Raw genomic sequence first — 21,817 nt, 5'->3', positions numbered from 1 at the left:
GTTTCCTCGTCAGACGGGCACAAAAAAACGCACTCCGACCGGCGAGGATCGATAAGTGCGTTGCTTGACGTCAAACGCTTACGGCCAGAGGACTGGCGTGGATTGGCAGATACGGGATATGTGGGCAGGTGTCAACGGGCAGCCCATCTGCGCGAAAACCCCTCCCCAACCCCTCCCCACAAGGGGGAGGGACTAACTCGGGGCACCACCTCACTCCTCCCGAAATGTCGAGAATCTGGAAGGTGGCGCGGCAGGTTAAGCCCCTCCCCCTTGTGGGGAGGGGTTTGGGGCGGGGTCTTAGCGAGGGCCAACGAGCATGGATTTGAGAGACGATCCCCCAATCACCGGCACCATCGCCAGCAACAGCCCCACCTAAGCCGATTTCACCGCACCCGCATTGAACCGCGACCGATCGACAAGCACATCCCTCTTCTGCCCCACAAACAGGCCGACGACGAGGTTTCTCGCCTTGATGCTTTCGAGCTCCAGCCGGCGCGCCAGCTTGCGCAGCTTGCTGAGCGGCAGGAAGACCAGATCCTTTTCCGGGCGCACGAAATCACCGCTCTCGGCCTCACCCTCCAGAAACCGCTGCTGGATGACGGGCGCCGGCTCGATCTGGTAGGCGGCAAGCCAGGAGCGGTGCCAGAAATGCGCATCGATCAGCGAATAGGTGGTGGTCTCAGCCAGCATGCGTTTTGCAGCCTCGGGGCCAATAACGTAGCCTGCCAGCCCCACACGGTTCTGATAGACGCGGGTCGCGCCAAAACGGCCGGCCGCGTCCTGCCAGGCGCGCTTGCGATTGAGGATATGGCGCCGCGGGGCGAATTCGAGATCGTAGACGCTGTTCCACGCATCGTTGCGGGCTTCGATATTGGCGAGGACGGCCGTGATATCGTCTGACAGCACCGCGTCGTCTTCGAGGATGAGCATCTTCGCGCCATGCTCTACAACCGCCTGCCAGGCCTTGCGGTGGGACAGGAAGCAACCGATGTCCTGCCGCCGCGTCGGGCTCGGCCAGTTGCTGGCAGCCGTCTGGCATTCCTCGACTGTCAGATCGGCAGCCTCGAACGCGTCGAGAAACTCGAAGGACAGGCCGAGTGCAGCCAGCTGCCGGATCTGGAAGCTCCGCCGAACCTCCTCCGCCTTGCGGCTGATGATCAATATTCTCAAGTGAACTCCCTGGCGCCCTATGCCTGCCCTGTCAGCGCAAGCATATAACTGTGTTCCGATGCAAGCAAAAGTGCGGAATTTGCGAGCAGCCGGCGGACGGCAACCCCTTGCCCGGAAGATTGAAAGCAGCGAATTGCTCAGAGAGCAGATAACGAGTAAAATGTCGGCCGTTAATTCGACCATAGGGAGTGGGCAATGAGCAGATTGTTGATCCTCTCGGCTGGTGCCATCCTGGCGCTAACCTCCGTGGCGTCCGCTACGCCGGCTATGCAACCGCTGAAGATTTCCAAGGAATGTAGCCAGTACACCGGCGAAACCCCGAGCTTCTGCACCATTACGGAATCGAACCTCGCGGCGATCCCGGCGGGCACCAAGATCTTGTACTATGGGCCGGTGACCGGCAGTCCCCTTTTCGGCAGTAGCACGGCGGTCATTGCCGTCGGAAACGGAGACACGGCGGTCGGGTACTGCGTCACCTACGACACCGCCAGCCCGATGCAGGGAACCTGTGCGTTCCATGCCGGCAGCGGAGCGCTTGCCGGATTCCAGGCGGTCGTCAAGGTCACCGTCGACGACAAGCAGATCTATCACTGGGACGGGGGCTACCTGCTTGGCGCCGCCAAGTGAGAACGGAAGAAATGCTGCTCTCGTCCGGATGTTTGCCGTGATTTGCTGCCCTGACTCATAACCAGTGGGTGACAGTGGCGGCGAGGCAGACAGCCGCAAGGACGTTCGTCGCAGATGGATCGTACCGGGTGCCGCTGATCACCCGGCGGTCATGACTATTGGCTTGCCGCGTGTCTGTTGGCTGCAGCGCCTGCAGCCACGAAAACTGCCCCTCCGTGAGCTAGAAGCAATTCCGTTTCACCTGTGGTCTCCCTTCGGAGACCGTGAATCATGGAGCCGCCGTCAACGGAATCCTCTTTATGGGTCCGGACCCTGGCCTATGCCGCCGGCCGAAGCGAGTTCGTGGCCGCTTCGCGCCAGAGGCGGACATGCCGTTTCGGCGGTGTGCTGGTTGCCGTGCTTCCGTAGGTGTAAACTGCCGGCACTGTTGCATGTTCATCCAAGGCAACGATGATGGGAACCCCCGCACTCGACCGGAAGCTGCTCGCGATCCTGGCGGCGGATATGGTCGGTTACTCGAAGGCGATGGAGGCCGATGAGGCCGGCACCATCAGGCGACTGAAGGACATCCGCGCCGACCTGATCAATCCCGCCATATCTGAGCGCCACGGCAGCGTTATCAAGCTGATGGGCGACGGCACGCTTGTTGCCTTCGACAGCGTGGTCGATGCGGTTGCCTGCGCCGCGGAGTTCCAGAATAGCGTGGCGGCGCGCAACGCCGGCCTGCCGGAGACTGAGCGCATCCTATTCCGCGTCGGGATCAATCTGGGCGATGTGGCCCTGGTGGATGGCGATCTCTATGGGGATGGGGTGAATGTCGCCGCGCGGCTGGAGCATTTGGCCGAGCCGGGCGGCGTGATGGTGTCGGGAACGGCATACGATCATCTCCAGGGCAAACTCGACTGGCCGCTGGATTTCGCCGGCAATCAGCAGGTCAAGAATATCAGCCGCCCGGTGCGGATGTATCGGCTGAGGCTCGACGGCAAACGGGCGCGTCGCCCGCTTCTCGGGATGATACCGCGCTCGGCCATGACGGCTGCGGCGGCGATCGTGGCGCTTGCTCTGGCGGGCGGCGCGGCCTGGTGGTTCTTGCAGCCCGAACCTTTGAGCGGCAAGCCGTCGGTGGCGGTGCTGCCCTTCGACAATTTTGGCGGCGACGAGGCGAGCGGGCGTCTGGCTGACGGCCTGACGGAGGACATCATCACCGACCTCGCACGGTTTCCCGAATTCGAGGTGGTGGCGCGCAATTCGACGGAAATTTATAAAGGCAAGCCGGTGGATGCCGGCCAGGTCGCAACTGCGCTCCATGTCGGCTTTGTTCTGGAAGGCTCGATCCAGCGGCAGAGTGGCCGGGTGCGGATCACAGCACAGTTGATCGATGCAAGAACCGGCCACCATCTCTGGTCGGAGAACTGGGACCGGCCCGCCGAGGACGTGTTTGCCGTTCAGACCGAAATCGCGGAGCAGGTCGCCAACCGCCTCGGCGGCGGAGTGGGACTGATTCAAGAAGCCTTGCGGGTTGCAGCCAAACGCAAACGGCCTGAAAACCTGAGCGCCTATGACTATTATCTGCTCGGTTCCGAGAAGATTGAAAATCTCACCAAAGCAGATGCGGAGGCCGCCATCACCTTTCTCAACCGCGCCGTCGAGCTGGACCCGGGGCTGGCACGGGCCTGGGTAGAACTTTACCATGCTCATGATCTGTTGGGTGTGTTCGGTGGCGATCCCGAGGCCAACCGCAAGGCGGCTGCCGATGTGGCCGAACGCGCCGTGCAGCTTGATCCGAGCGACGCCGAAGCACATGCGGTATTCGGTATGAGCCTTGCCAATAAGGGCGACATGGGCCGCGCCAAGTCCGAATTCGAAACGGCCCTTCGTCTGGCTCCCGGTTCGTCCGAAATCCTGACTTTTTACAGCGGCTATGCCGCACGCTTCAGTGAACCGGAACGCGGTGCTCAGATGGTCGACAAGGTCATGCGGCTCGACCCGAACTATCCGATGTGGACGTCCAACTTCTTCTCGCCTGCCTATTTCATGGCGGGCCGATATGAGGACGCGGTGAAGATGCTGGAGCGCATGACGCCCAACAATTACCAAAGGTGGACCTGGGTGGTGCGCAGCAGCGCCCTCGCCGCATTGGGTCGAACCGATGAGGCGAATGCCTCTGTCAGGGAAGCTCTCAAGCGGCACCCGGACCTGACTGTAGAGAGCATGATCAATGAACCCGGCTTGAGCACAATAGAGCGCAGCCGGTTCATAGAAACGATGCCGCTGGCCGGCTTCCCGGCATGCGCCAAGCCCGAGGCGCTGGCGAAATTCGCGAGACCTCTGCGACTGCCGGAATGCGAGGCAGAGAAGGCAACCCCTCTCGGGCGGCTATAGAGCCGGCAGGCGGCGCAACTTTTCAGGAATCCGCCGACTGTCCGGGCGCAAGCCGCCTGCCCTCACTGCGGATAGAGGGTCGAGACGCGCCCGGCGAAATAATAGGCGACGATGCCGATCCATTCCTTCATGCCTATCGTCAGCAGGTCGGCATTGGCTAGCGGATGGCCGGCCGACAGCGCCAGGCCCTGTCGTCCATTCGTGCGGTAATCGGCGACCCAGGGGGTAACGTCCATGCCGAGATTGCGGAAGATTGCCACCGCCCGCGGCATGTGGAAACCCGATGTCACGAGCAGGCAGTGGCCGAGGTTCAGCCGCTGCAGGATCGCCTTTGTATTGATGGCGTTCTCATAGGTGTCGCGCGATTCCGCGTCATATTCGACACGAGCCGGATCGATATGGAAATCGTTGAACATCCTGGCGATGATATCCGCTTCCTTGACGTAGCCGCCGGTAAGACTGCCATCGCCGCCGGACATGATAACCTTGGCATTGGGATAGACGCCGGCCAGCCGCACCGTTTCTATATAGCGATCGGCCGCGTCATCGAAGTTGTAGCCACCGCGCACGCTATCGACCTTTGTCGCGATCCCACCGCCGAGCACGACGATGCAGGCGACATCGGCAGGTGCGGCCGGCCGTGGAAAACGATCCTCCAGCTCCTGCACGATCAGCGCACCTGACGTGGTGTAAAAGCTCACGAAGATGAGCGCCAGGGACAGCAGCCCAACCGCGATGGCGAGCCGCCGGACATGGAAGATCATCAGAACAATGCTGAGACCGATCAGCAGGAAGCCGAGGGTGACGGGTTGGGACGTGAGCCAGAAAACCTTCGCGAAGAAAAACATGGGCGTGCCGGGATCCTACTGAAATGCGGCCACGAAAGCCTATTCGTGGATTCGGGGCAAGTCTGGTTTTGAGGAGACGTTCTGCCCTCTCCGGTTGATCAGGTCAATCGATGAGGAGAGTTGCGCGCAAGTCGCTATTTCCCCATTCCGCTTCGCCGCTCGCCGCACGAATTTACGGCGGCATTTACGGTAACGTACTTCCCCGCCATGTGCGTCGTGTGTTTAGGACTTGAAGTTGCATAGGGGCGCAGACATTAGCCCGCCGGCCATTCGGTCTCGCGTATGCGCCGGAGCCCCGGACATGACGAGAGCCATGATGAGCGGCAGCGGGTCCATCGCGCGGCTCCTCGACGGCACAGAGGATCGGAAACGGAGGGGTTTCTGTGAGACATCATCAGGGTGAAAATCTCAGGCAAGCGAAGCGCACGCCCGCCGGATCGCCGCACCGTTTCAGACGGCCCGCGGCCATGCTTGCCGCCACCGTATCTCTTTTCATCGCCTCGGTATCCCTTGGCAATGTCCAGGCCGCCGATCTTGTCATCGCCGTGCCGAACTGGCCATCGGGACAGGCGACGGCCAATATCCTGAAGGTCGCGATCGGCAAGAACTTCGGCCTCACGGTCGACCTGCGCGAGATGGGAGAGCTCAATGCCTTTGCCGGGCTGGAATCCGGCGAACTCGATATCCACCCGGAGGTCTGGCGGCCGAATCTCGATGCGGCGATCGAAAAATACGTCGATGAGAAGAAGGCGGTGGTTCTGGCAAAACGTGCCGTTGCCGCCTGGCAGGGCCTCTGCGCCACCGAGGACGCCGAGAAGGCCGGCATCAAAAGCGTCAAGGACCTGTCGGACCCTGAAAAGGGCGCGCTGCTCGACACCGATGGCGATGGCCGCGGCGAGCTCTGGATCGGTGCTGCGACCTGGACCTCGGCGAGCATCGAGCGCATCCGCGCCGCGAGCTACGGTTACGCCAGGAACCTCACCCTGGTGGAGGCGGAAGAAGATGTCGGCATGGCTGCCGTCGATGCAGCCGTTGCAACCGGCCGCCCGATGGTCTTTGCCTGCTACGCGCCGCACAACGTCTTCGAACTGCACAAGGTCACACGGCTGAAGGAACCGGCCTACGACCCCGCAAAATGGAAGATAGCGCCCGGCAGCGATCCGCTCTGGATCGAGCATTCGAAGGCCGATGTCGCCTGGCCGCCGTCGGAATTCCACATTGCCTGGTCGGTCTCCTTTGGCGCCAAACATGCCGATGTCGCCGCCTTTCTGCAGAGGGTCGATCTGACGCCGCAGGAAGTGACGGCCATGACTTATGCGCTGCAGGTAGAGCGGACGCCGCCTGCCGACTATGCGCAAAAATGGGTGGCCGACAATGCCGCCCGCATCCAGGGGTGGGCAAAGCCATGAGCCGGACGTTGCAGAAAGCCACCCTCGCCGCACTCGCCCTTACATTCGCCGCCTGTGTTGCCCTTGCGGCCGGCACGCAGATCTATGATCCCAAGACGCGGCAATGGGTCAATTACGACAAGAACACGGCGCGTAAATATTTCGCCCGCAACAAGCAGGTTCCGGATGCCTTCCGCCGGCAGGTCGTCACCTTCCGCACGGCGGAGGAACCGGGCACGATCATCATCGACGGCAACCAGCATTTTCTCTACCTCGTGCAGCCGGGCGGCCAGGCGATCCGCTACGGTATCGGCGTCGGACGCGAAGGCTTCGGCTGGGCCGGCATCGTGCGCGTCGGCCGCACCGCAGAATGGCCGACCTGGACCCCGCCTGCCGAAATGGTGGCCCGCGACCCGAATGCCGCCAAATGGGCGGCCGGACAACCGGGCGGCCCCGACAATCCGCTCGGCGCCCGAGCGCTCTATCTCTATGCCGGCGATGCCGACACGATCTACCGCATCCACGGCACGCCGGAATCCTGGTCGATCGGCCTCGACGTATCCTCGGGCTGCATTCGCATGAACAATGACGACATCATCGATCTGCACTCACGGATAAAGGTCGGCGCCAAGGTCATCGTCCTGATGCAGGGCGCGGCCCTCTACAAGGGTGTTTGAACGTGGGGCGTCTGAAACGGGGGACTAACATGCGCATTTCCTTGGAGAGCAGGCCACTTTGCGCCCTGCTCCTTTGCTCGCTATCGGCGATCGCAGCCTGCCAGTCGTCCCCGCCGCCCGACCAGATGTCGCGCACGGCGGTGCAGACCGCACCCGCCGACCTGCAGCTGCTCTGCGCCGATGCCGCCGCCAAACAGGCAGGCCTCGACCGGGCCAAGATCCTGCCGACGGGATCGCGCCCGGTGGATGCCGGCGGCTTCACCGTCGATCTCGATGCCTCGGGCCGCAAGTTCAGCTGCGTCATCGACAATATGGGTATCGTAAAGAGCGTTCAGCCGGCGTGAGCGCGGCCGCAGTTGCGCCGTAGTGCCACGGGGCAGCCGCGGTTATTTGAACTCGTCATAGAGCGAGAGCAGCGAGGCCTGTTCGGCAATCGTCCTCTTGATCGTCTCCGCCATTGCCGGCTTCCTGCTTTCCGCGTCGACGGCGTCCTGGAAATTCTGCAGCGCTTCCTTGGAGGCCTCCAGGGCCTGCGCCCGGATGCGCTCGGCCATATCGGCATCGAGATGGCCGACCTTGAGCGGCAGAAGGATCTTCAGGCCCTCGATGATCTCGTTCTTGTCGATCGCCCCCTTGGCGGTCGGATCGAAGGTCGACCAGCGTTCTTCTGCAGCATCGATATCGAAGATCCTGTTATCGGCATCGGCCAGCCGCTTCTGAGCGGCCATGTATTCGTCCTTGCTCATCAGCCCGTCGCCGTCGATATCGGCATCGTCGAGCGTTTGCTGGGCGGTGCGATCGTAGAGTTCGGCCAGCAGCTGATCATCCGTTTTTGCCGGAAGCGTGTTCACCAGTTCCCCGCTTGTCCTGTCGTATTTCCCCTCGCCGTAAACGGAGACGGCGACCCTGGGCATATAGCTGGGCACGTTGCGGGTTGAATTATCGGAGCCGACGATCATGGTGCTTCATCCTTCTGTTTGGCGTGTGGATGCGCGCAAACTGGAAAGCGGAGCTTGCTTGAAACTGGCCGAAAACGTGTATCTCAGCCTTGTGTTACAACTGTAACGAAATTCCCGGAAACAGGCGGGCCGGCCTATTCTCCTGCCTGCAGAACCGGGGGATAGGCAGCACTTCCCTCCCCGCCGAGCCGCTCCAGCATGATCTCGATCAGCGCCCGCACCTTGGCGGGCACATGCGGTCCGGGTGGGCGCACCACATAGATTGCGCCCTCATCCAGATAATAATCGACCAGCAGCGGTACGAGCGTGCCCTTCCTGATCTCGTCGGCGACGATGAACGAGGGCAGCTCCGCTACGCCGAGCCCGGCGAGCGTCCAACTCAGATGCACCTCGGCATTATCGGTCAGAAGCCGCCCGTTCGGGCGGATCGACACCATGCGCTTGCCGGCACGGAACTTCCACTCCGGAATATGGCGCCCGGAATAGATGATGCAGCTATGCGACACCAGGTCTTCCGGCCTCTCCGGGCGGCCGTTGCGGGCGATGTAATCGGGGCTGGCGACGATGAAGGGCCTGACCGGCGCAATGCGCCGCGCAATCAGCGAGGGGTCGCGCAGTTCGAAGAGCCGGATCGCCGCATCGTAATGCTCGTTGATGAGATCGACGGCCCGCTCGGAGAAGGACACGTCGAGTTCGAGCCGCGGATGACGGCCGGCAAGCTCGGTCAGAACAGGTCCGAGATAGCGCTGGCCGAAGGAGAGCGGTGCGGCAAGCCTGAGACGCCCGGTGACATCGCCGCCGGCATAGGTGGCGACTGCATCCCGCGCTTCCTCGAGTTCGGCCAGGATCCGCCCGCAGCGCAGCTTGAATTCGAGCCCCGCTTCCGTTGCGCTGATGCCGCGCGTGCTGCGGTTGACGAGCGTCGCGCCGAGATCGCTTTCCATCCGCGCGATGCGCCTGCTGACGATCGATTTCGAAACGCCGAGGCTCTGGGCGGCACGGTTGAAGCCGCCGCTTTCGACCACCGCCACGAAGCTTCTGATATCATCCAAGTCGATCATCTGCGTTCCACTGAGCGCAACACCCTGTTGACGGAAGCGGGCATTGTGCCGCCCTTGCCCCCGCTTTAACCTGCCACGACTCTATTCAGCCTGATGGCTACTATCATGACGGATGTGGTGTCGCCAATGGCGGCCGCGAGGTCGACGCGCGCTCAGAAACGGCGCGCGCCGCGACGGGGAAGTATTGTCTCAACCAGAATGTTGCCCAAGCCGAAACATATTGGCTGAAACATTTGGCCTGAAACCTATAGGAAGAGCCAATGGCCGACACGCCGATAGCGAGGAACGCCGCTGCCCGATGGAACGACCCCAGCCGGGGCGAGCGCTCTGCCGGGCTTGCTCCGATCGTCGTCATCAAGGGCGGCGCCGAAGGCAATCCGTCGGCAAGACGCCCGCGCGGCGAGGCGCACTATACGGCTTCCATCCATCACCTTCCGGTTCCGGTCCTGCAGCTCGATGCCGCCAGGCTCAGTGCGCTCTTTGCCGGATCGAAAGCCAGGGGCGATGCCGAGCACCTGTTCACCACTGCAATTTCCCGCGCCGGCCTGTTCATCGCCGATGCCAATGAGATGGCCGTTTCCCTTTTGCAGGCCTCTTCGTCGGACGATCTGGCAGGGCCGGCCAGCTACCTGTTTGCGGCATCGCCGGAGACCATCAAAAGGCTGATACGCGCCTGGTTCGACGGAGCGAAGCTCTTCAGCGAGCCAATGAAGATGCGCAGCTTCAAGGGCGCCGTCCTGGACGTCAAACTGTCGGTCACCTTCTCGCCCGACAGTCTCGACACATTGCTCGTCGTGCTGGAGGATATCACCGCACGGAGACAAGCCGAGGAACACGAAGTCGACCCGCTGCATACGGCGCGGCTCTCCACCCTCGGCAGGCTTGCGACCTCGATTGCCCATGAGGTGAACCAGCCGCTTGCCGCGATCGTCACGGACTGCGAGACGACCATGCGGCACCTTTCGCGCGACGAGCCGAACCTTGCCAAAATCAGCGAGCTTGCCACGCGCATGGCGGCGAGCGCCCATAGGGCAAGCGAAATCGTCAAGCGCGTCCGGGGCATGGCGAGCGGCCAACTGAACACGCGAATGCCGCTCGATCTCAACGACATCGTCAGGGACGCGCTGTCCTTCGTCCGCCATGAGACCGATATGCATGCGATCTCGCTTTCGGTGGTCTGCCGGCCCGGCCTGCCCACCTTCCTCGGCGACCGCATCCAGGTGCAGCAGGTCGTCGTCAACCTGCTCGTCAATGCCATCGAGGCCGTCGTCAGCGCCGCGAGGCGGCCACGCCGCATCGAGATCGCCACCAGCGAGGCGGACGGGAGAATCCAATTCTCCGTCCGCGACAGCGGTGACGGCATTTCGGCTGCCGATCTCGGCCGGATCTTCGACTGCTTCTACACGACGAAACAGGACGGCGTCGGCGTCGGCCTCTCGATCTGCCAGTCCATCGTCCTCAGCCACGGCGGCGATATAAACGCCGCCAATGCCGGCGATGGCGGCGCCCTCTTCCGCTTCTGGCTGCCGGCAGCCGAAACGCAGCCCGATCGGTAAGGCTTTATCGCAGCCCGAAACGTCACCCTTCCATTCGCATCTTTCCGAATAGCGGGATGGGGTTTGTGCATATCGGGGCTGACGCCGGACAGAGCCTCCTGCCAGCTTTCCTTTGCGGCGGCCGGCCGCTAATGCGTGTGAGCAAAAGCACAGGAAAGGCGCCCGAGCATGACACGTTCCATCAAATCCATCGCGGTATTCTGCGGATCGAATTTCGGCGCAACGGAAGATTTCGCCGATGGCGCCCGGGCGCTTGGCCGGGCCATGGCGCGTGAGGGCATCGGCCTCGTCTACGGCGGCACGACAAAGGGCCTGATGGGCGTCGTCGCCGATGCGGTGCTCGAAGCCGGCGGCACGGCGCATGGCGTCATCACCGAAAGCCTGCACCAGCGCGGCCATTCGCACCCGAAACTGACGACGGATGAAATCGCGCCGACGCTTCGCATCCGCAAGCAGCGCATGGCAGACCTTGCCGATGCCTTCATCGCCCTGCCGGGCGGTATCGGCACGATGGAGGAATTGCTGGAGGTCTGGACCATGAACCAGCTCTCCGAAATCGACAAGCCGGTCGGGCTGTTGAACTCCGCAGGCTTCTTCGATGCCTTTCTCAAGTTCATCGACCACATGGTGGAGACGAAATTCCTGCCGCCCGCGCATCGCTATTCGATTTCGGTCAATGCGGATGCGGGCGGGTTGATCGGGGATCTCAGGGCGTTTCAGCGGGTTGAAGTGCCGAAGTGGTTGTGAGGGGGTAGGCACCTCCGACATGCTGGTCTGTATCGTGGCAAAACCCCTCCCCAACCCCTCCCCACAAGGGGGAGGGACTAACCTGGACCACCGCCTCGCTCCTCCCGAAACGTCGAAGATACAGAACGCGATTGCGGCAGGTTAAGCCCCTCCCCCTTGTGGGGAGGGGTTTGGGGCGGGGTCTTTTCCGGCAGCCGCCTATTCCCCCCCAAGCTCCTGCCCGACCAGCGACAGCCAGTACCGCACCCCATGCGCAATCGCCTTGTCGTTGAAATCATAGGCCGGGTGGTGCAGACCCGCACTCTCCCCATTGCCGATCAGGATCATCGCACCGGGCCGCTTCTCCAGCATATAGGAGAAATCCTCCGCCCCCATCGACTGCTCGTAGGCCGCATCCACCTGGCTCTCGCCAGCCACCCGCGCCGCCGCAGAAACGATCGCCGAGGTCTTGTCGGGGTCGTTGACCGTGACCGGATAACCCGGCCGCCAGTCGATCTCGGCTTCCGTCTCGAACAGCTTCGCCGTGCCATGGACGATATCGCGGAACCGCTGCTCGACGGCCTTCCTCGTGTCCACCTGCATGGTGCGGATCGTGCCGCCGAGACGTACGGAGGCCGGAATGACGTTCAGCGCCTTGTCGTTGCCCGCTTCCGAGAAGGTGATGGAAACGACGACGGGATCGAAGGGATCGGTGAAGCGTGAGGCGATCGATTGCAACGCGGTGACCATATGGGCGCTGACGAGCACCGGATCGCGCGTCATGTTGGGCGAGGCCGCATGCCCGCCCTTGCCGTTGATGGTGATGACGAAACGGTCTGCACCCGCCATGAACGGGCCTGCGCGCGTGGCAAAGGAACCGATCTCCAGGCCCGGCTCGTTATGCATGCCATAGACCTCGTCTATGCCGAAGGTTTCGAGCAGACCTTCCTCGATCATCACCCGCGCTCCGCCGCCGCCCTCCTCCGCCGGTTGGAAGATCAGCACCACCTTGCCGGCAAAATCCCGGTTTTCGACAAGGCACTTTGCGGTGGCGAGCAACATGGCGGTATGCCCGTCATGGCCGCAGGCATGCATGCGGTTGGCATTTCTGGAGGCATAGGGAAGATTGGTCTGCTCCGACATCGGCAGCGCATCCATGTCGCAGCGAAGCGCGATCACCTTGCCCGGACCTCTCGCCCCCTCGATGACGGCGACGACGCCGCTCCTGGCAAGCCCGGTCGTGACGTCATCGCAGCCGAATTCCGCAAGCTTGCCCGCCACGAACGCCGCCGTCTCCGGCAGGTCGAAGAGCAGCTCCGGATTCTGATGGATATGACGCCGCCAGCCCTTGGCCTCTTCGGCAACGGCTTCGATGGTGCTCATGATAGTATCCTCGTGATAGTGCGGCCGGGATGGGGTGAGACCTCGACCGAAGGTGGGGTGGTGGGAGATTAGCCGCTGCGGCGGCGATTTGCCAACCCGGGAGTGGATCGGGAAGATGTGAGAGCCGGACATATCGATCGTCGCCGGCCATGCGTGTTCCAAGGCTCTTAGTTTTTGACTCTCCGCTTTTTCCCATCGATCAGTCGATGCGGGCCTGGCCCCCTCAACGCAAGTTTGTCTGCCCAGTTGACCAGCCCGCATTTATCGAGGGAAAGACACCCACAGCCGATGCAATCGGAAAGTCCATCGCGCAATTTCTGGAGTTGATGTATCCGCGAGTTCAATTCTTCTCTCCATCGCTGGGACATGGTCTCCCAGTCTTCTTTGGAGGGTGGTTGTCCCGCTGGAAGGCAGGACAACGCGTCACCAATGGAATTCAAGGAAATCCCAAGATTCTGAGCGACTTTGATTACTGCTACTCGCCGTAAAACATCGCGTGAATACCGTCTCTGATTTCCCGCCGTGCGGTAGCTTCGGATAAGGCCCTTGGTCTCGTAAAAGTGAAGCGCGGAAACCGCTACCCCCGACCGTTTGGCAACGTCTCCAACAGTAAGTTCTCGCGCCATTTGTCTGCCCCTTGACCTAAAGTTCACTTAAGGTTGTAGAGAACTTATCGCGGCAGGACAAGATACGCGATTTTCGCAGCTGGCCGCGGTCAGGATGACGGATGGCTTTCTTCAGATATTCAAAAAATCGGACCTCCAGGGGACGCACGGCGATCGCGGCAGCGGCCTCGCAAACCTTTGTCATTGCGTCCCTCGTGCTTACGTATCGCGCGATCAGTGGCTATAGCGGAGCATCAACTGACGCTGTCCCGGAATTGGTGACAGCGATCGTCGGTTTTGAAACGGGTTTTTTCTACGCTGCATTAGCCTGGCCGCTGTCGGTTCGACGGGCCGTCCTCGTTTCTGCCGCTGTAGTTGCTTTCGCAGCCGTTTACTGGGCGGTTTCACCGGAGCCTCAAGACCGGTGGCTTGCCGAAATCATAGCTGGCGCCGGCGTTGGACTTTTGACCGCGGTGGCATTTCGATGGCGGTTCTTCACACCCCCTGCTTTTCCGAGGGTGCCATAATTGTCGCTTCAGTGGCGGGGCCGGAGAATGCCCGATCAGCCCAATTGGTGATGCTTGTATCTGGAGATCTCACGATGCGTAGCATCAAGGCAACTCTCTCAGTCATCGGAAGGCGTGATAATGGTCAAGCTGCTCGGCGATCACGACCTCATCGGCCACGATGTGATGGCGAAGGCAATCGATGTCTTGGAACTCGCCTTTCGAGCGAGGCTCGATAACAAGATCGTATCGCCGCCAAGGCATCACGTCTCCTTCGGAGAGCATGGCGATCTGGTCTTCACGGTGGGCGGGATCCTTGGCGAAGCTCCACTGGCCGGATTCCGTGTGTACGATACGTTTCAGAATTCGAAGCAGTCTCAAATCGTCGCCGTCTGGTCGACGAACGAGGGAAGACTGAAAGGCCTGGTTCTCGGGGAACGTCTCGGTGCCATCAGGACCGGCGCAATCGGCGGCGTTGCGATCCGGCACCTGAGCTCACAGAATGCCAGGTCCGTGGCCGTAATCGGTAGCGGCGTCCAGGCGCGAGCCCAGCTTGCTGCGGCCGTAGCAGTCAGAACGATATCCTCCGTTCGTGTGTACAGCCGGGATGTGGTCAACAGAAGAGCTTTCGCCCAAGAGATGCAACGCGAACTCAGTGTAGAGGTCACGCCTGTTAAAAGTGTTGCGAAGGCGACGGCGGATGCCGACATCGTTATCTGCGCGACCTCGAGCCGGACCCCAATCCTGCATATTGCGGATCTGACGCCGGGCGCTCACGTCAACACCGTTGGCCCCAAGCTTGTCGGAGGGCATGAAATTGGGCTCGACGTCGCTGATGCTGCCAAAATCATAGCCACCGATGCGCCTGAACAAACGCGAGCCTACGCCTCGCCCTTTTTTCTCGCTGGCACGCGACACGAAAATCGAATGGTCGATCTCGCCGAGTTGGTTTCTACGACCGGAAGGATCCGGTCCTCGCCAGAGGACATAACTCTATTCTGCTCTGTTGGGCTCGCCGGAACCGAAGTGATGTTGGCATCAGCTCTGCTCGACGCATTTTGACCTCATAGATATTCCTGCGGCGTATGCGCGGTAGCTGGGCTGCCGTGGCGTCCCAGCTACCGCGCGTCCACACAGGAATTAAGGAGGTATATGGGTGCCTCACCGACAGCCCATCTCGCTGGGATACCTCTGATCTCGCGCGAGAAATTCGCGAAAAACACCCCACATTCCGGTTTGGGGCTGGGCGCCCCCTCACCCATCACGCATTCGCTTTCCTATTCGCGGCAACTGTCATCCATATTGCCGACAGAAGGAAATAGAAGGCACCGAACCCGGCATAGGGTGCAATGTCGAGGATGCTCGGCGGCGTGGTACCGAGCGACTGGCTGATCATGAACCCGCCGGCGAGCGTCGACTGCGCGCCGCTGAGGATCATCGCCCATTGAGCGCCGTAGGTGCTCCAGCGCCGCACGGCGGCCGAAAGCTGTAGCAGGCCGGATAGGATCGCCCAGACGCCGAAGACGGCGAGGACGGCATAGGTGCTGTTCAGGACGGCGATGATGACGGCGACGGTGGTGATCGTGCTGACGGCGACGTTGAACGTCTGGGCGGGGTTCGCCTTCAGGCCGCCGTTCGAGCGGGCGTCCACGAGGTTCGCCACCGCATCCCAGGCCGGATAGATGACGAGCAGCACGGAGGCGAGTGCCGATTGGCTTCCCGACAGAGTGGCTGAAAGAATGGCGGCGACGATCCAGCCGATCGAAAACAGCGCACGGACGAAGTAGTAGGATCGCAACCAGCTCGATTGCGGGGAAGATTGGTTCTGCATGACAGGCTCCTTGTTGTGTCTTCCTACTAGTAGGTAGATAAATTCATGGAGTCAATCGTCAAAAGCTCCTGCTTTGAGACGGCTGGAACACATGCTCGTGAGCGAACCAGCTGCGCCAACTTGACAGCCTTGCCTACCAGCAGGTAGCCAAGATCCATGGAACAGACGACCGCAGAAAAGATCCTTGACGTCGCGCAGTCCCTCGTCGTGGCGGGAGGCTATAACGGGTTCAGCTATGCCGATATTTCCGATGCGGTCGGCATCCGCAAGGCGAGCATCCACCACCATTTCCCCAGCAAGGCCGAGCTGGTGCAGGTGCTGGTCGACCGCTATACGCAGCGCGCCGAATCCGGCCTGAAGTCGCTGCGCGAACACGTCCCCGGCCCCGTCGAACAGCTGCAGGCCTATCTGAACTATTGGCAGAAATGCATCCTCGACGCGTCGGAGCCTTTCTGCGTCTGCGCCATGCTGGCGGCCGAAATACAGATGCTGCCTGACCATGTGGCATCACACGTGCGCCGGCATTTCGAAAACCTGGCCGCCTGGCTGACATCGGTGCTGAAGGCCGGTGCGGAGCAGAAACTCTTCCGGCTGGACAAGTCGCCCGAGGAGGAAGCGCAGATCCTGATGGCCTGCGTCCACGGCGCCATGCTGTCGGCCCGCGCGCTTGGCCATCCCGACCTCTTTGCCGCAATCGTCGGCCCGCAACTCGCCAGGCTCAGGGCCTAGAGGCGACGGCTGCGCCCTCACCGATGGCGCACGGCATCGACGAGCAGGGAAAACGCGGGCGAGGACTGGCGGCGCGTCGGGTAATAGAGATGATAGGGTTCCCAATAAGGGCACCAGTCTTCCAGGACGCGGCGCAGACGGCCGGCCTTTATGTGCGGGGCGGCCATCGGCTCCGGAACATAGGCGAGCCCGTATCCCGCGAGCGCGGCATTCAGGATCTGGAAAATTCCGTTGAATGCGACCTGGCCGTCGACACGAACCCTGAGCTCGCGGCCGTCTTTCTCGAATTCCCAGGCATAGAAATTTCCATAGGTCGGAAGCCGAAGATTGATGCAGATATGCTCGGTCAGATCCTGCGGCACCGTCGGGATCTGGCGATTTTCAAAGTAATCGGGGGACGCAACGACAGCGAAGCGTGAAGCGCCGCTGATCGGAACAGCGATCATGTCCTTCGCCACGACGCCGCCCAGACGTATGCCGGCGTCATATCCGCCGGCGGCGATGTCGGTCATGCTGTAATCGACGGCAATCTCGATCCTGATATCGGGGTGCTTTTGCAGGAGGGGCATGAGCTTCGGCCAGAGGATGTAATCGACGGTGAAGTCGATCGCCGAGATACGGAACGTGCCGGCCGGCTTATCCCGCAGCTCTTTCAGGGAATCCAGCTCAGCCGTGATTTCTTCCAGTCGCGGCCCGGCGGTCTGCAGGAGGCGCTGGCCGGCTTCGGTCGGCGAGACGTTCCTCGTGGTGCGCACCAGAAGACGCACGCCAAGCCGCTCTTCCAGCGCGCGAATGTTCTGACTGAGCGTCGGCTGCGCAATGCCGAGCTTTGCGGCGGCACGGGTAAAGCTCCGCTCCCGCGCGACCGTCAGAAACGCCATCAGGTCATCGAGACTTTCGGCCATTTATTGCCCCTGCCTATAGGTTCATTCGGATTATACCATCTAATCGGATGAGTTTGCAGGGCGTATCTTCTTTGTGAATGGCGGACATCACTCGCCAAGCAGCAATGGAGACGATCATGGATATCAGGCGCAGCGGCTCGCAGCCTTCGGTCAAAGGCCCGGAAGACTGGTTTACGGGCACGGTCCGGATCGATCCGCTCTTCGCGCCCCCGGAACCGGCCCGCGCAGCCGGCGCTCTCGTCACCTTCGAGCCCGGCGCACGTACGGCCTGGCACACGCATCCGCTCGGCCAGACGCTGATCGTCGTGTCCGGTCTTGGCCTGGTGCAGCGTGATGGCGGCCCGATCGAGGAAATCCGCCCTGGTGATGTCGTCTGGTTCTCCGCCGGCGAAAAGCACTGGCACGGCGCGAGCGAAACTGCGGCCATGAGCCATATCGCCATCCAGGAAAAGCTCGACGGCAGGAACGTCGACTGGATGGAGAAAGTTTCCGACGCGCAATATCGCCGCTGAACCGGAGGAGCGTCTCATGGATCGACGCTCGTTCCTTGCCGCCACGACGATGCTTGTCGTGGCCCCTCTTTTACCAGGAAACACAGCAATGGCAGATACACCATCCAATGGCCGTAAAGCCTTCGGCGATATCGCCCCCGCTTTGGCCGACTATACTGACAAGGTTCTTTTTGGCGACCTTTGGGAGCGCCCGAACCTGTCGCCGCGCGATCGCAGCCTCGTGACGATTACGGCGCTGATTGCGCTCTACCGGCACAATGAGTTGCCGTTTCATTTGAAGCGCGCGCTCGATAACGGCGTCACCCGCGACGAGATCGTCGAAACCATCACCCATCTTGCGTTCTATGGCGGCTGGCCGGTTGCCAGCACGGCCCTGTCGGTCGCCCGCAAGGTCTTCGAGGAGGCTTGAAACCATGACGGAAGGTATTGCCGGCAAGGTCATCGTCATAAGCCATTCCGGCCAGCTCCTTCGCCCGCACGGTGGCTTTCGCCATCAGCCAGCCTGATGACGTCGACATCAACGAAGTCCTGTTCCGGCCCACGGTTCAGGCTTACTAGGTTCACGGCCGACCGGATCAAGGACGCACCGTAATGTCGACGACGTCGCTGGCTCCAGCCTCCAGGCGCACCGTGATCATGACGCTTTTGCCGATCATGATCATGGTGCTTGTCGCCTTCCTCGTGATTGGCCTGGCCCTGCCGGTCTTGCCGCTGCATGTCCACCAGGATCTCGGCTATGGCACGTTCACCGTCGGATTGGTAACCGGCAGTCAGTTCGCCGCCTCGCTCTTCTCACGCGTCTGGTCGGGCAATGTCTGTGATCGCAGAGGCCCGAAATACTCGGTCATTTTTGGCCTTGTTGCAGCTTCCGCCGCCGGCCTCCTCTATCTGCTCTCCTTATGGTTCACAGCTCATCCGATCATCGCCCTGAGTGTCCTGCTGGCCGGCCGCGCAGTTCTGGGCGGTGCGGAAAGCTTCATCATTACAGGCGCGACCGTGTGGGGGCTCGGCCTCGTCGGAGCGAGCAATGCCGGCAAGGTCATCGCCTGGATGGGAACGGCGATGTTCGCTGCTTTCGCCGCCGGCGCGCCGCTCGGCATCGCACTTTACAGCGCCGGCGGATTTGCTGCCATCGCAGCAGCCACCCTGATTGCGCCGCTTCTGACGCTGGCTGTCGTCTTCCCTCTTCGCGCAACGCCGCCGGAGCATCGCCGTAGAGCCGGAATCCTTGCCGTTGCCCGGCAGATCTGGTTGCCGGGTCTCGGAGCCGCGCTCAGCAGTATCGGTTTCGGCGTAATCCTCTCTTTCGCTTCGCTGCTCTTTGCCGCGAATGGCTGGACGCCTGTCTGGCTGGCTTTTACGACCTATGCCGTTGCCCTGGTCATCGCCCGCCTGGCCTTTGGCCATCTGCCCGATCGGCTGGGCGGCGCAAAGGTTGCGCTGATCTGCGTTTTGATTGAGGTCGCCGGGCTCGTGCTGATGGGCCTGGCACCCTCGACGCTGCCGGCTGCCCTTGGCGCCGGTCTCGTCGGCTTCGGTTATGCGCTGGTCTTTCCCGGCCTTGGCGTTGAAGCCGTTCGCCGCGCACCACCCGAAAGCCGAGGTCTGGCGATGGGTGCTTATACGGCCTGCCTTGACCTTGCGCTCGGCATATCGGGGCCGGCGCTTGGCCTGGTCGCAACCGAGGCAGGACTTTCGGCCGTATTTCTGGTCAGTTCACTGGCGGTTCTCGGATCGGCATTCATCTCCGTGAAGCTGATGAACCGCGATGGCACGCGGTCACAGCAAACTTCCGAGCATGCGTCACCGAGCGAGTAGAGCCGGAAAGGCGGATCCGATCTCCGCAATGGCGCATGGTTGCCATGCCCGTCAGGGGTTCCGGACCTCAACCTGAAAAGCCGGTGCAGCTTGAGTGAGATCAAGGAGAAATCCTGTAATTATGCCAGATTCCTGACCGCATGACGGGTGCCAGGCGACGAGTTCAAAGCATCGATCCTGCGCAGCCAAGAGGAAACGCCCAACCGGAACATGGGAGGCGTGCGGGCCATGAGCGTTCTGGACGAACCGAAAGCGCATCCCCGAATTCGCATTTTCGGTAAATTGCACGCATGGCTGCCCGATGTCGGGTTGAGGTCGACGATCATGGCGGCGGCAGCGGTGATCGGTCTGGCGGGCGCGTTCGTCCTTTTCCTGCTGGATTACGGTTCCGCAAGCCGCCTTGCCCTTGCTGCAAGCACCAGCGCCGCCCTCGCATTCCTGTTGATCGACATCATGGCCAAGCTCAGAAACGGCGATTTTGGTCTCGACCTGATCGCGGCGCTCGCCATGGGCTCGACCCTCTGGTTCGGTGAATATCTGGCAGGAGCGATCATCGCGCTGATGTATGCCGGCGGCCAGTTTCTGGAAGCCTATGCGCATCGGCGGGCCGACGAAGGCATGTCGGCCCTGCTGGCCCAGGTGCCGCGAACGGCACTTCGCCTCCTGGAAGACGGCATGGAAGAAGTTCCCATTCCGGACATTGCGGTCGGCGATATCCTGATGATCCGCAGAGGTGATGTCATCCCGGCTGATGGTACGCTGATGTCGGACAATGCATCGATCGATCAATCCGTCCTGACCGGCGAAGCCTTCCCGGTTCACCTGCAGAGGGGCGAGCGGATCGAAAGCGGCGCCACCAATGCCGGGGACGCGATCGAGATCAGGGTGGAAAGCCGCGCCGAGGACAGCACCTATTCCGGCATCGTCAAACTGGTCGAGGCATCCCGGCGTTCCAAGGCGCGGATAGCGCGGCTCGCCGATCGATATGCGATCGCCTTTCTTCTCCTGACGCTGGCAATCGCGCTCGGCTCCGCCATCCTGTCCGGTGACATGGCGCGGGTCGTCGCGGTTCTCGTCGTGGCAACCCCCTGCCCGCTGATCCTGGCCGTTCCCGTCGCCCTCGCGGCCGGAACCTCGAAGGCTGCAAAGGCGGGCGTGCTGGTGAAGGGCGCAGGTCCGCTGGAAATCCTGGCCGACGCCTCCGTCGCGGTCTTCGACAAGACCGGCACGCTGACGGCGGGCGATCCCGAGGTCGTCTCCATCGAGGGGCCCGAAGGCACAGACAGGATCTTGCGTCTCGCCGCCTCGCTGGACCAGGCATCGTCGCATGTGGTCGGCCGTGCGATCGTCAGGGAGGCGCGGAGGCGCCAGCTGACGCTGTCGCGTCCGACCGACGTATCGGAGCTTGCAGGCGCCGGCATTTCCGGGCTTGTCGACGGTATCAGGGTGAGCGTTGGCGGCGACAATTACTTCACGCCGGATGGCAAGCCTTCCCGCCCCGCCGAGGGGAAAGGCAGAATGCAGGCAAAGGTCTTCTTCGACGGCCAGCTTGCCGGCGAAATCGGTTTCGAGGATCGCCTGCGCGGCGATGCCGTCGACCTCGTGGCCAAGCTGCGCAAGCTGGGTTTTGGCCGGATCGTGCTTGCGAGCGGCGATGAGCGCAGCGTCGCCGCCGCCATTGCCGGCTCCCTGTCGCTGGATGCCGTCGAGGCGCGACTGTCTCCCGCCGAGAAGGTCGAGGTCATCGCCAGGGAACGCGCGGCGAGCAAACGCCTGGGCGGAAAGGTTCTCATGGTCGGTGACGGCGTCAACGACGCTCCCGCACTCGCAGCCGCCGATGTCGGCATCGCCGTCGGCGCCACCAATCTCGCGGCCGCGGCCGAAGCCGCCGACATCGTCCTGATCCGCAACGACTTGAACAGGATCGCCTCCGCCATCGAAATTGCAAGACGTTCCCGCGCCATCGCTATCCAGAGCATTCTCGCAGGCATTGGTCTCTCGCTCATCGCCATGCTCTTCGCCGGCGCCGGCTTCCTGCCGCCGGTGACAGGCGCCATGCTGCAGGAAGTAATCGATGTGGCCGTGATCCTGAACGCGCTGCGGGCACTACGCTAGGCCCGCATCGCGACCCCTG

At 62.0% G+C, this 21,817-nt stretch carries 21 protein-coding genes and 1 pseudogene; 14 read left to right on the top strand and 8 right to left on the bottom strand.

Annotated elements, in window-relative coordinates:
* Positions 1-372: 372 nt before the first annotated feature.
* The gene (locus AC1DUP_RS16470; RefSeq protein ID WP_477833204.1) at positions 373-1,170 is read right to left on the bottom strand and encodes a glycosyltransferase family 25 protein; all 798 of its coding nucleotides are present in this window, start codon (positions 1,168-1,170) and stop codon (positions 373-375) included.
* A 195-nt stretch (positions 1,171-1,365) separates the two neighbouring features.
* Here AC1DUP_RS16470 and AC1DUP_RS16465 point away from each other — a divergent pair, with 195 nt between their 5' ends.
* Together AC1DUP_RS16465 and AC1DUP_RS16460 are read left to right on the top strand one after the other, a co-directional pair.
* The gene (locus AC1DUP_RS16465) at positions 1,366-1,797 is read left to right on the top strand and encodes a hypothetical protein (RefSeq protein WP_113301872.1); all 432 of its coding nucleotides are present in this window, start codon (positions 1,366-1,368) and stop codon (positions 1,795-1,797) included.
* Positions 1,798-2,250: 453 nt separating this feature from the next.
* A complete protein-coding gene (locus AC1DUP_RS16460) occupies positions 2,251-4,179 on the top strand; it encodes an adenylate/guanylate cyclase domain-containing protein (RefSeq protein ID WP_477833203.1) in 1,929 nt (642 codons plus the stop codon).
* A gap of 62 nt (positions 4,180-4,241) precedes the next feature.
* Here AC1DUP_RS16460 and AC1DUP_RS16455 read toward each other — a convergent pair whose 3' ends face one another.
* The gene (locus AC1DUP_RS16455; RefSeq protein WP_115034812.1) at positions 4,242-5,027 is read right to left on the bottom strand and encodes a YdcF family protein; all 786 of its coding nucleotides are present in this window, start codon (positions 5,025-5,027) and stop codon (positions 4,242-4,244) included.
* Positions 5,028-5,494: 467 nt separating this feature from the next.
* Here AC1DUP_RS16455 and AC1DUP_RS16450 point away from each other — a divergent pair, with 467 nt between their 5' ends.
* The 3 genes from AC1DUP_RS16450 to AC1DUP_RS16440 are packed head-to-tail and all read left to right on the top strand — an operon-like array spanning position 5,495 to position 7,436.
* Positions 5,495-6,436 (top strand): ABC transporter substrate-binding protein, encoded by a 942-nt coding sequence (locus AC1DUP_RS16450; protein ID WP_477833245.1) that lies wholly within the window; start codon positions 5,495-5,497, stop codon positions 6,434-6,436.
* Positions 6,433-7,092, top strand: a complete 660-nt coding sequence (locus tag AC1DUP_RS16445; RefSeq protein WP_113301870.1) for a L,D-transpeptidase — start codon at positions 6,433-6,435, stop codon at positions 7,090-7,092. The genes AC1DUP_RS16450 and AC1DUP_RS16445 overlap by 4 nt, the downstream gene beginning before the upstream one ends.
* 29 nt (positions 7,093-7,121) lie before the next feature.
* On the top strand, positions 7,122-7,436 hold the full coding sequence (locus AC1DUP_RS16440) for a hypothetical protein (RefSeq protein ID WP_113301869.1): 315 nt from the start codon (positions 7,122-7,124) through the stop codon (positions 7,434-7,436).
* 42 nt (positions 7,437-7,478) lie between these two features.
* On the opposite strand, the gene AC1DUP_RS16435 is transcribed toward AC1DUP_RS16440, so the two are convergent.
* A complete protein-coding gene (locus AC1DUP_RS16435) occupies positions 7,479-8,051 on the bottom strand; it encodes an EF-hand domain-containing protein (RefSeq protein ID WP_113301868.1) in 573 nt (190 codons plus the stop codon).
* Between the two features lie 134 nt (positions 8,052-8,185).
* Positions 8,186-9,112 carry a LysR family transcriptional regulator gene (locus AC1DUP_RS16430; RefSeq protein WP_113301867.1) on the bottom strand — a complete coding sequence of 309 codons (927 nt, stop codon included), beginning with the start codon at positions 9,110-9,112 and terminating at the stop codon, positions 8,186-8,188.
* A gap of 260 nt (positions 9,113-9,372) precedes the next feature.
* Between AC1DUP_RS16430 and AC1DUP_RS16425 the strand changes: the two genes are divergently transcribed.
* Positions 9,373-10,668 (top strand): sensor histidine kinase, encoded by a 1,296-nt coding sequence (locus tag AC1DUP_RS16425; protein WP_477833202.1) that lies wholly within the window; start codon positions 9,373-9,375, stop codon positions 10,666-10,668.
* A 168-nt stretch (positions 10,669-10,836) separates the two neighbouring features.
* Positions 10,837-11,415 carry an LOG family protein gene (locus AC1DUP_RS16420; RefSeq protein ID WP_477833201.1) on the top strand — a complete coding sequence of 193 codons (579 nt, stop codon included), beginning with the start codon at positions 10,837-10,839 and terminating at the stop codon, positions 11,413-11,415.
* Between the two features lie 198 nt (positions 11,416-11,613).
* Here the strand turns inward: AC1DUP_RS16420 and AC1DUP_RS16415 are convergent, their stop codons facing one another.
* Together AC1DUP_RS16415 and soxR are read right to left on the bottom strand one after the other, a co-directional pair.
* Entirely contained in the window at positions 11,614-12,777 is a 1,164-nt protein-coding gene (locus tag AC1DUP_RS16415; protein ID WP_477833200.1) for a M20 aminoacylase family protein, read from the bottom strand.
* Between the two features lie 167 nt (positions 12,778-12,944).
* On the bottom strand, positions 12,945-13,403 hold the full coding sequence (gene soxR / locus AC1DUP_RS16410; protein WP_477833199.1) for a redox-sensitive transcriptional activator SoxR: 459 nt from the start codon (positions 13,401-13,403) through the stop codon (positions 12,945-12,947).
* Between the two features lie 626 nt (positions 13,404-14,029).
* On the opposite strand from soxR, the gene AC1DUP_RS16405 reads away from it, so the two are divergent.
* Complete coding sequence (locus tag AC1DUP_RS16405) at positions 14,030-14,950, top strand: ornithine cyclodeaminase family protein (protein WP_477833198.1); 921 nt, start codon at positions 14,030-14,032, stop codon at positions 14,948-14,950.
* Positions 14,951-15,149: 199 nt separating this feature from the next.
* On the opposite strand, the gene AC1DUP_RS16400 is transcribed toward AC1DUP_RS16405, so the two are convergent.
* Positions 15,150-15,719 (bottom strand): DUF308 domain-containing protein, encoded by a 570-nt coding sequence (locus tag AC1DUP_RS16400; RefSeq protein ID WP_477833197.1) that lies wholly within the window; start codon positions 15,717-15,719, stop codon positions 15,150-15,152.
* Positions 15,720-15,875: 156 nt separating this feature from the next.
* Between AC1DUP_RS16400 and AC1DUP_RS16395 the strand changes: the two genes are divergently transcribed.
* Positions 15,876-16,448 (top strand): TetR/AcrR family transcriptional regulator, encoded by a 573-nt coding sequence (locus tag AC1DUP_RS16395; protein ID WP_477833196.1) that lies wholly within the window; start codon positions 15,876-15,878, stop codon positions 16,446-16,448.
* Positions 16,449-16,465: 17 nt separating this feature from the next.
* On the opposite strand, the gene AC1DUP_RS16390 is transcribed toward AC1DUP_RS16395, so the two are convergent.
* On the bottom strand, positions 16,466-17,353 hold the full coding sequence (locus AC1DUP_RS16390) for a LysR family transcriptional regulator (protein ID WP_113301860.1): 888 nt from the start codon (positions 17,351-17,353) through the stop codon (positions 16,466-16,468).
* 116 nt (positions 17,354-17,469) lie between these two features.
* On the opposite strand from AC1DUP_RS16390, the gene AC1DUP_RS16385 reads away from it, so the two are divergent.
* The 5 genes and pseudogenes from AC1DUP_RS16385 to AC1DUP_RS16365 all read left to right on the top strand — a co-directional run bounded on the left by AC1DUP_RS16385 (position 17,470) and on the right by AC1DUP_RS16365 (position 21,798).
* Positions 17,470-17,865 carry a (R)-mandelonitrile lyase gene (locus AC1DUP_RS16385; protein ID WP_113301875.1) on the top strand — a complete coding sequence of 132 codons (396 nt, stop codon included), beginning with the start codon at positions 17,470-17,472 and terminating at the stop codon, positions 17,863-17,865.
* Positions 17,866-17,953: 88 nt separating this feature from the next.
* Positions 17,954-18,274, top strand: a complete 321-nt coding sequence (locus AC1DUP_RS16380) for a carboxymuconolactone decarboxylase family protein (protein ID WP_113301859.1) — start codon at positions 17,954-17,956, stop codon at positions 18,272-18,274.
* Positions 18,275-18,315: 41 nt separating this feature from the next.
* Positions 18,316-18,423: pseudogene (locus AC1DUP_RS16375) on the top strand (oxidoreductase); the annotation flags it as partial.
* 33 nt (positions 18,424-18,456) lie between these two features.
* Positions 18,457-19,683 (top strand): arabinose transporter, encoded by a 1,227-nt coding sequence (locus AC1DUP_RS16370; protein ID WP_477833195.1) that lies wholly within the window; start codon positions 18,457-18,459, stop codon positions 19,681-19,683.
* 324 nt (positions 19,684-20,007) lie between these two features.
* Positions 20,008-21,798 (top strand): heavy metal translocating P-type ATPase, encoded by a 1,791-nt coding sequence (locus AC1DUP_RS16365; RefSeq protein ID WP_477833244.1) that lies wholly within the window; start codon positions 20,008-20,010, stop codon positions 21,796-21,798.
* Positions 21,799-21,817: the final 19 nt, after the last annotated feature.

It is taken from the genome of Rhizobium sp. 01L419 (assembly GCF_056400025.1).
Note: the sequence above shows the minus strand (reverse complement) of the source record. Positions and strands in the feature narration are given on the sequence as shown.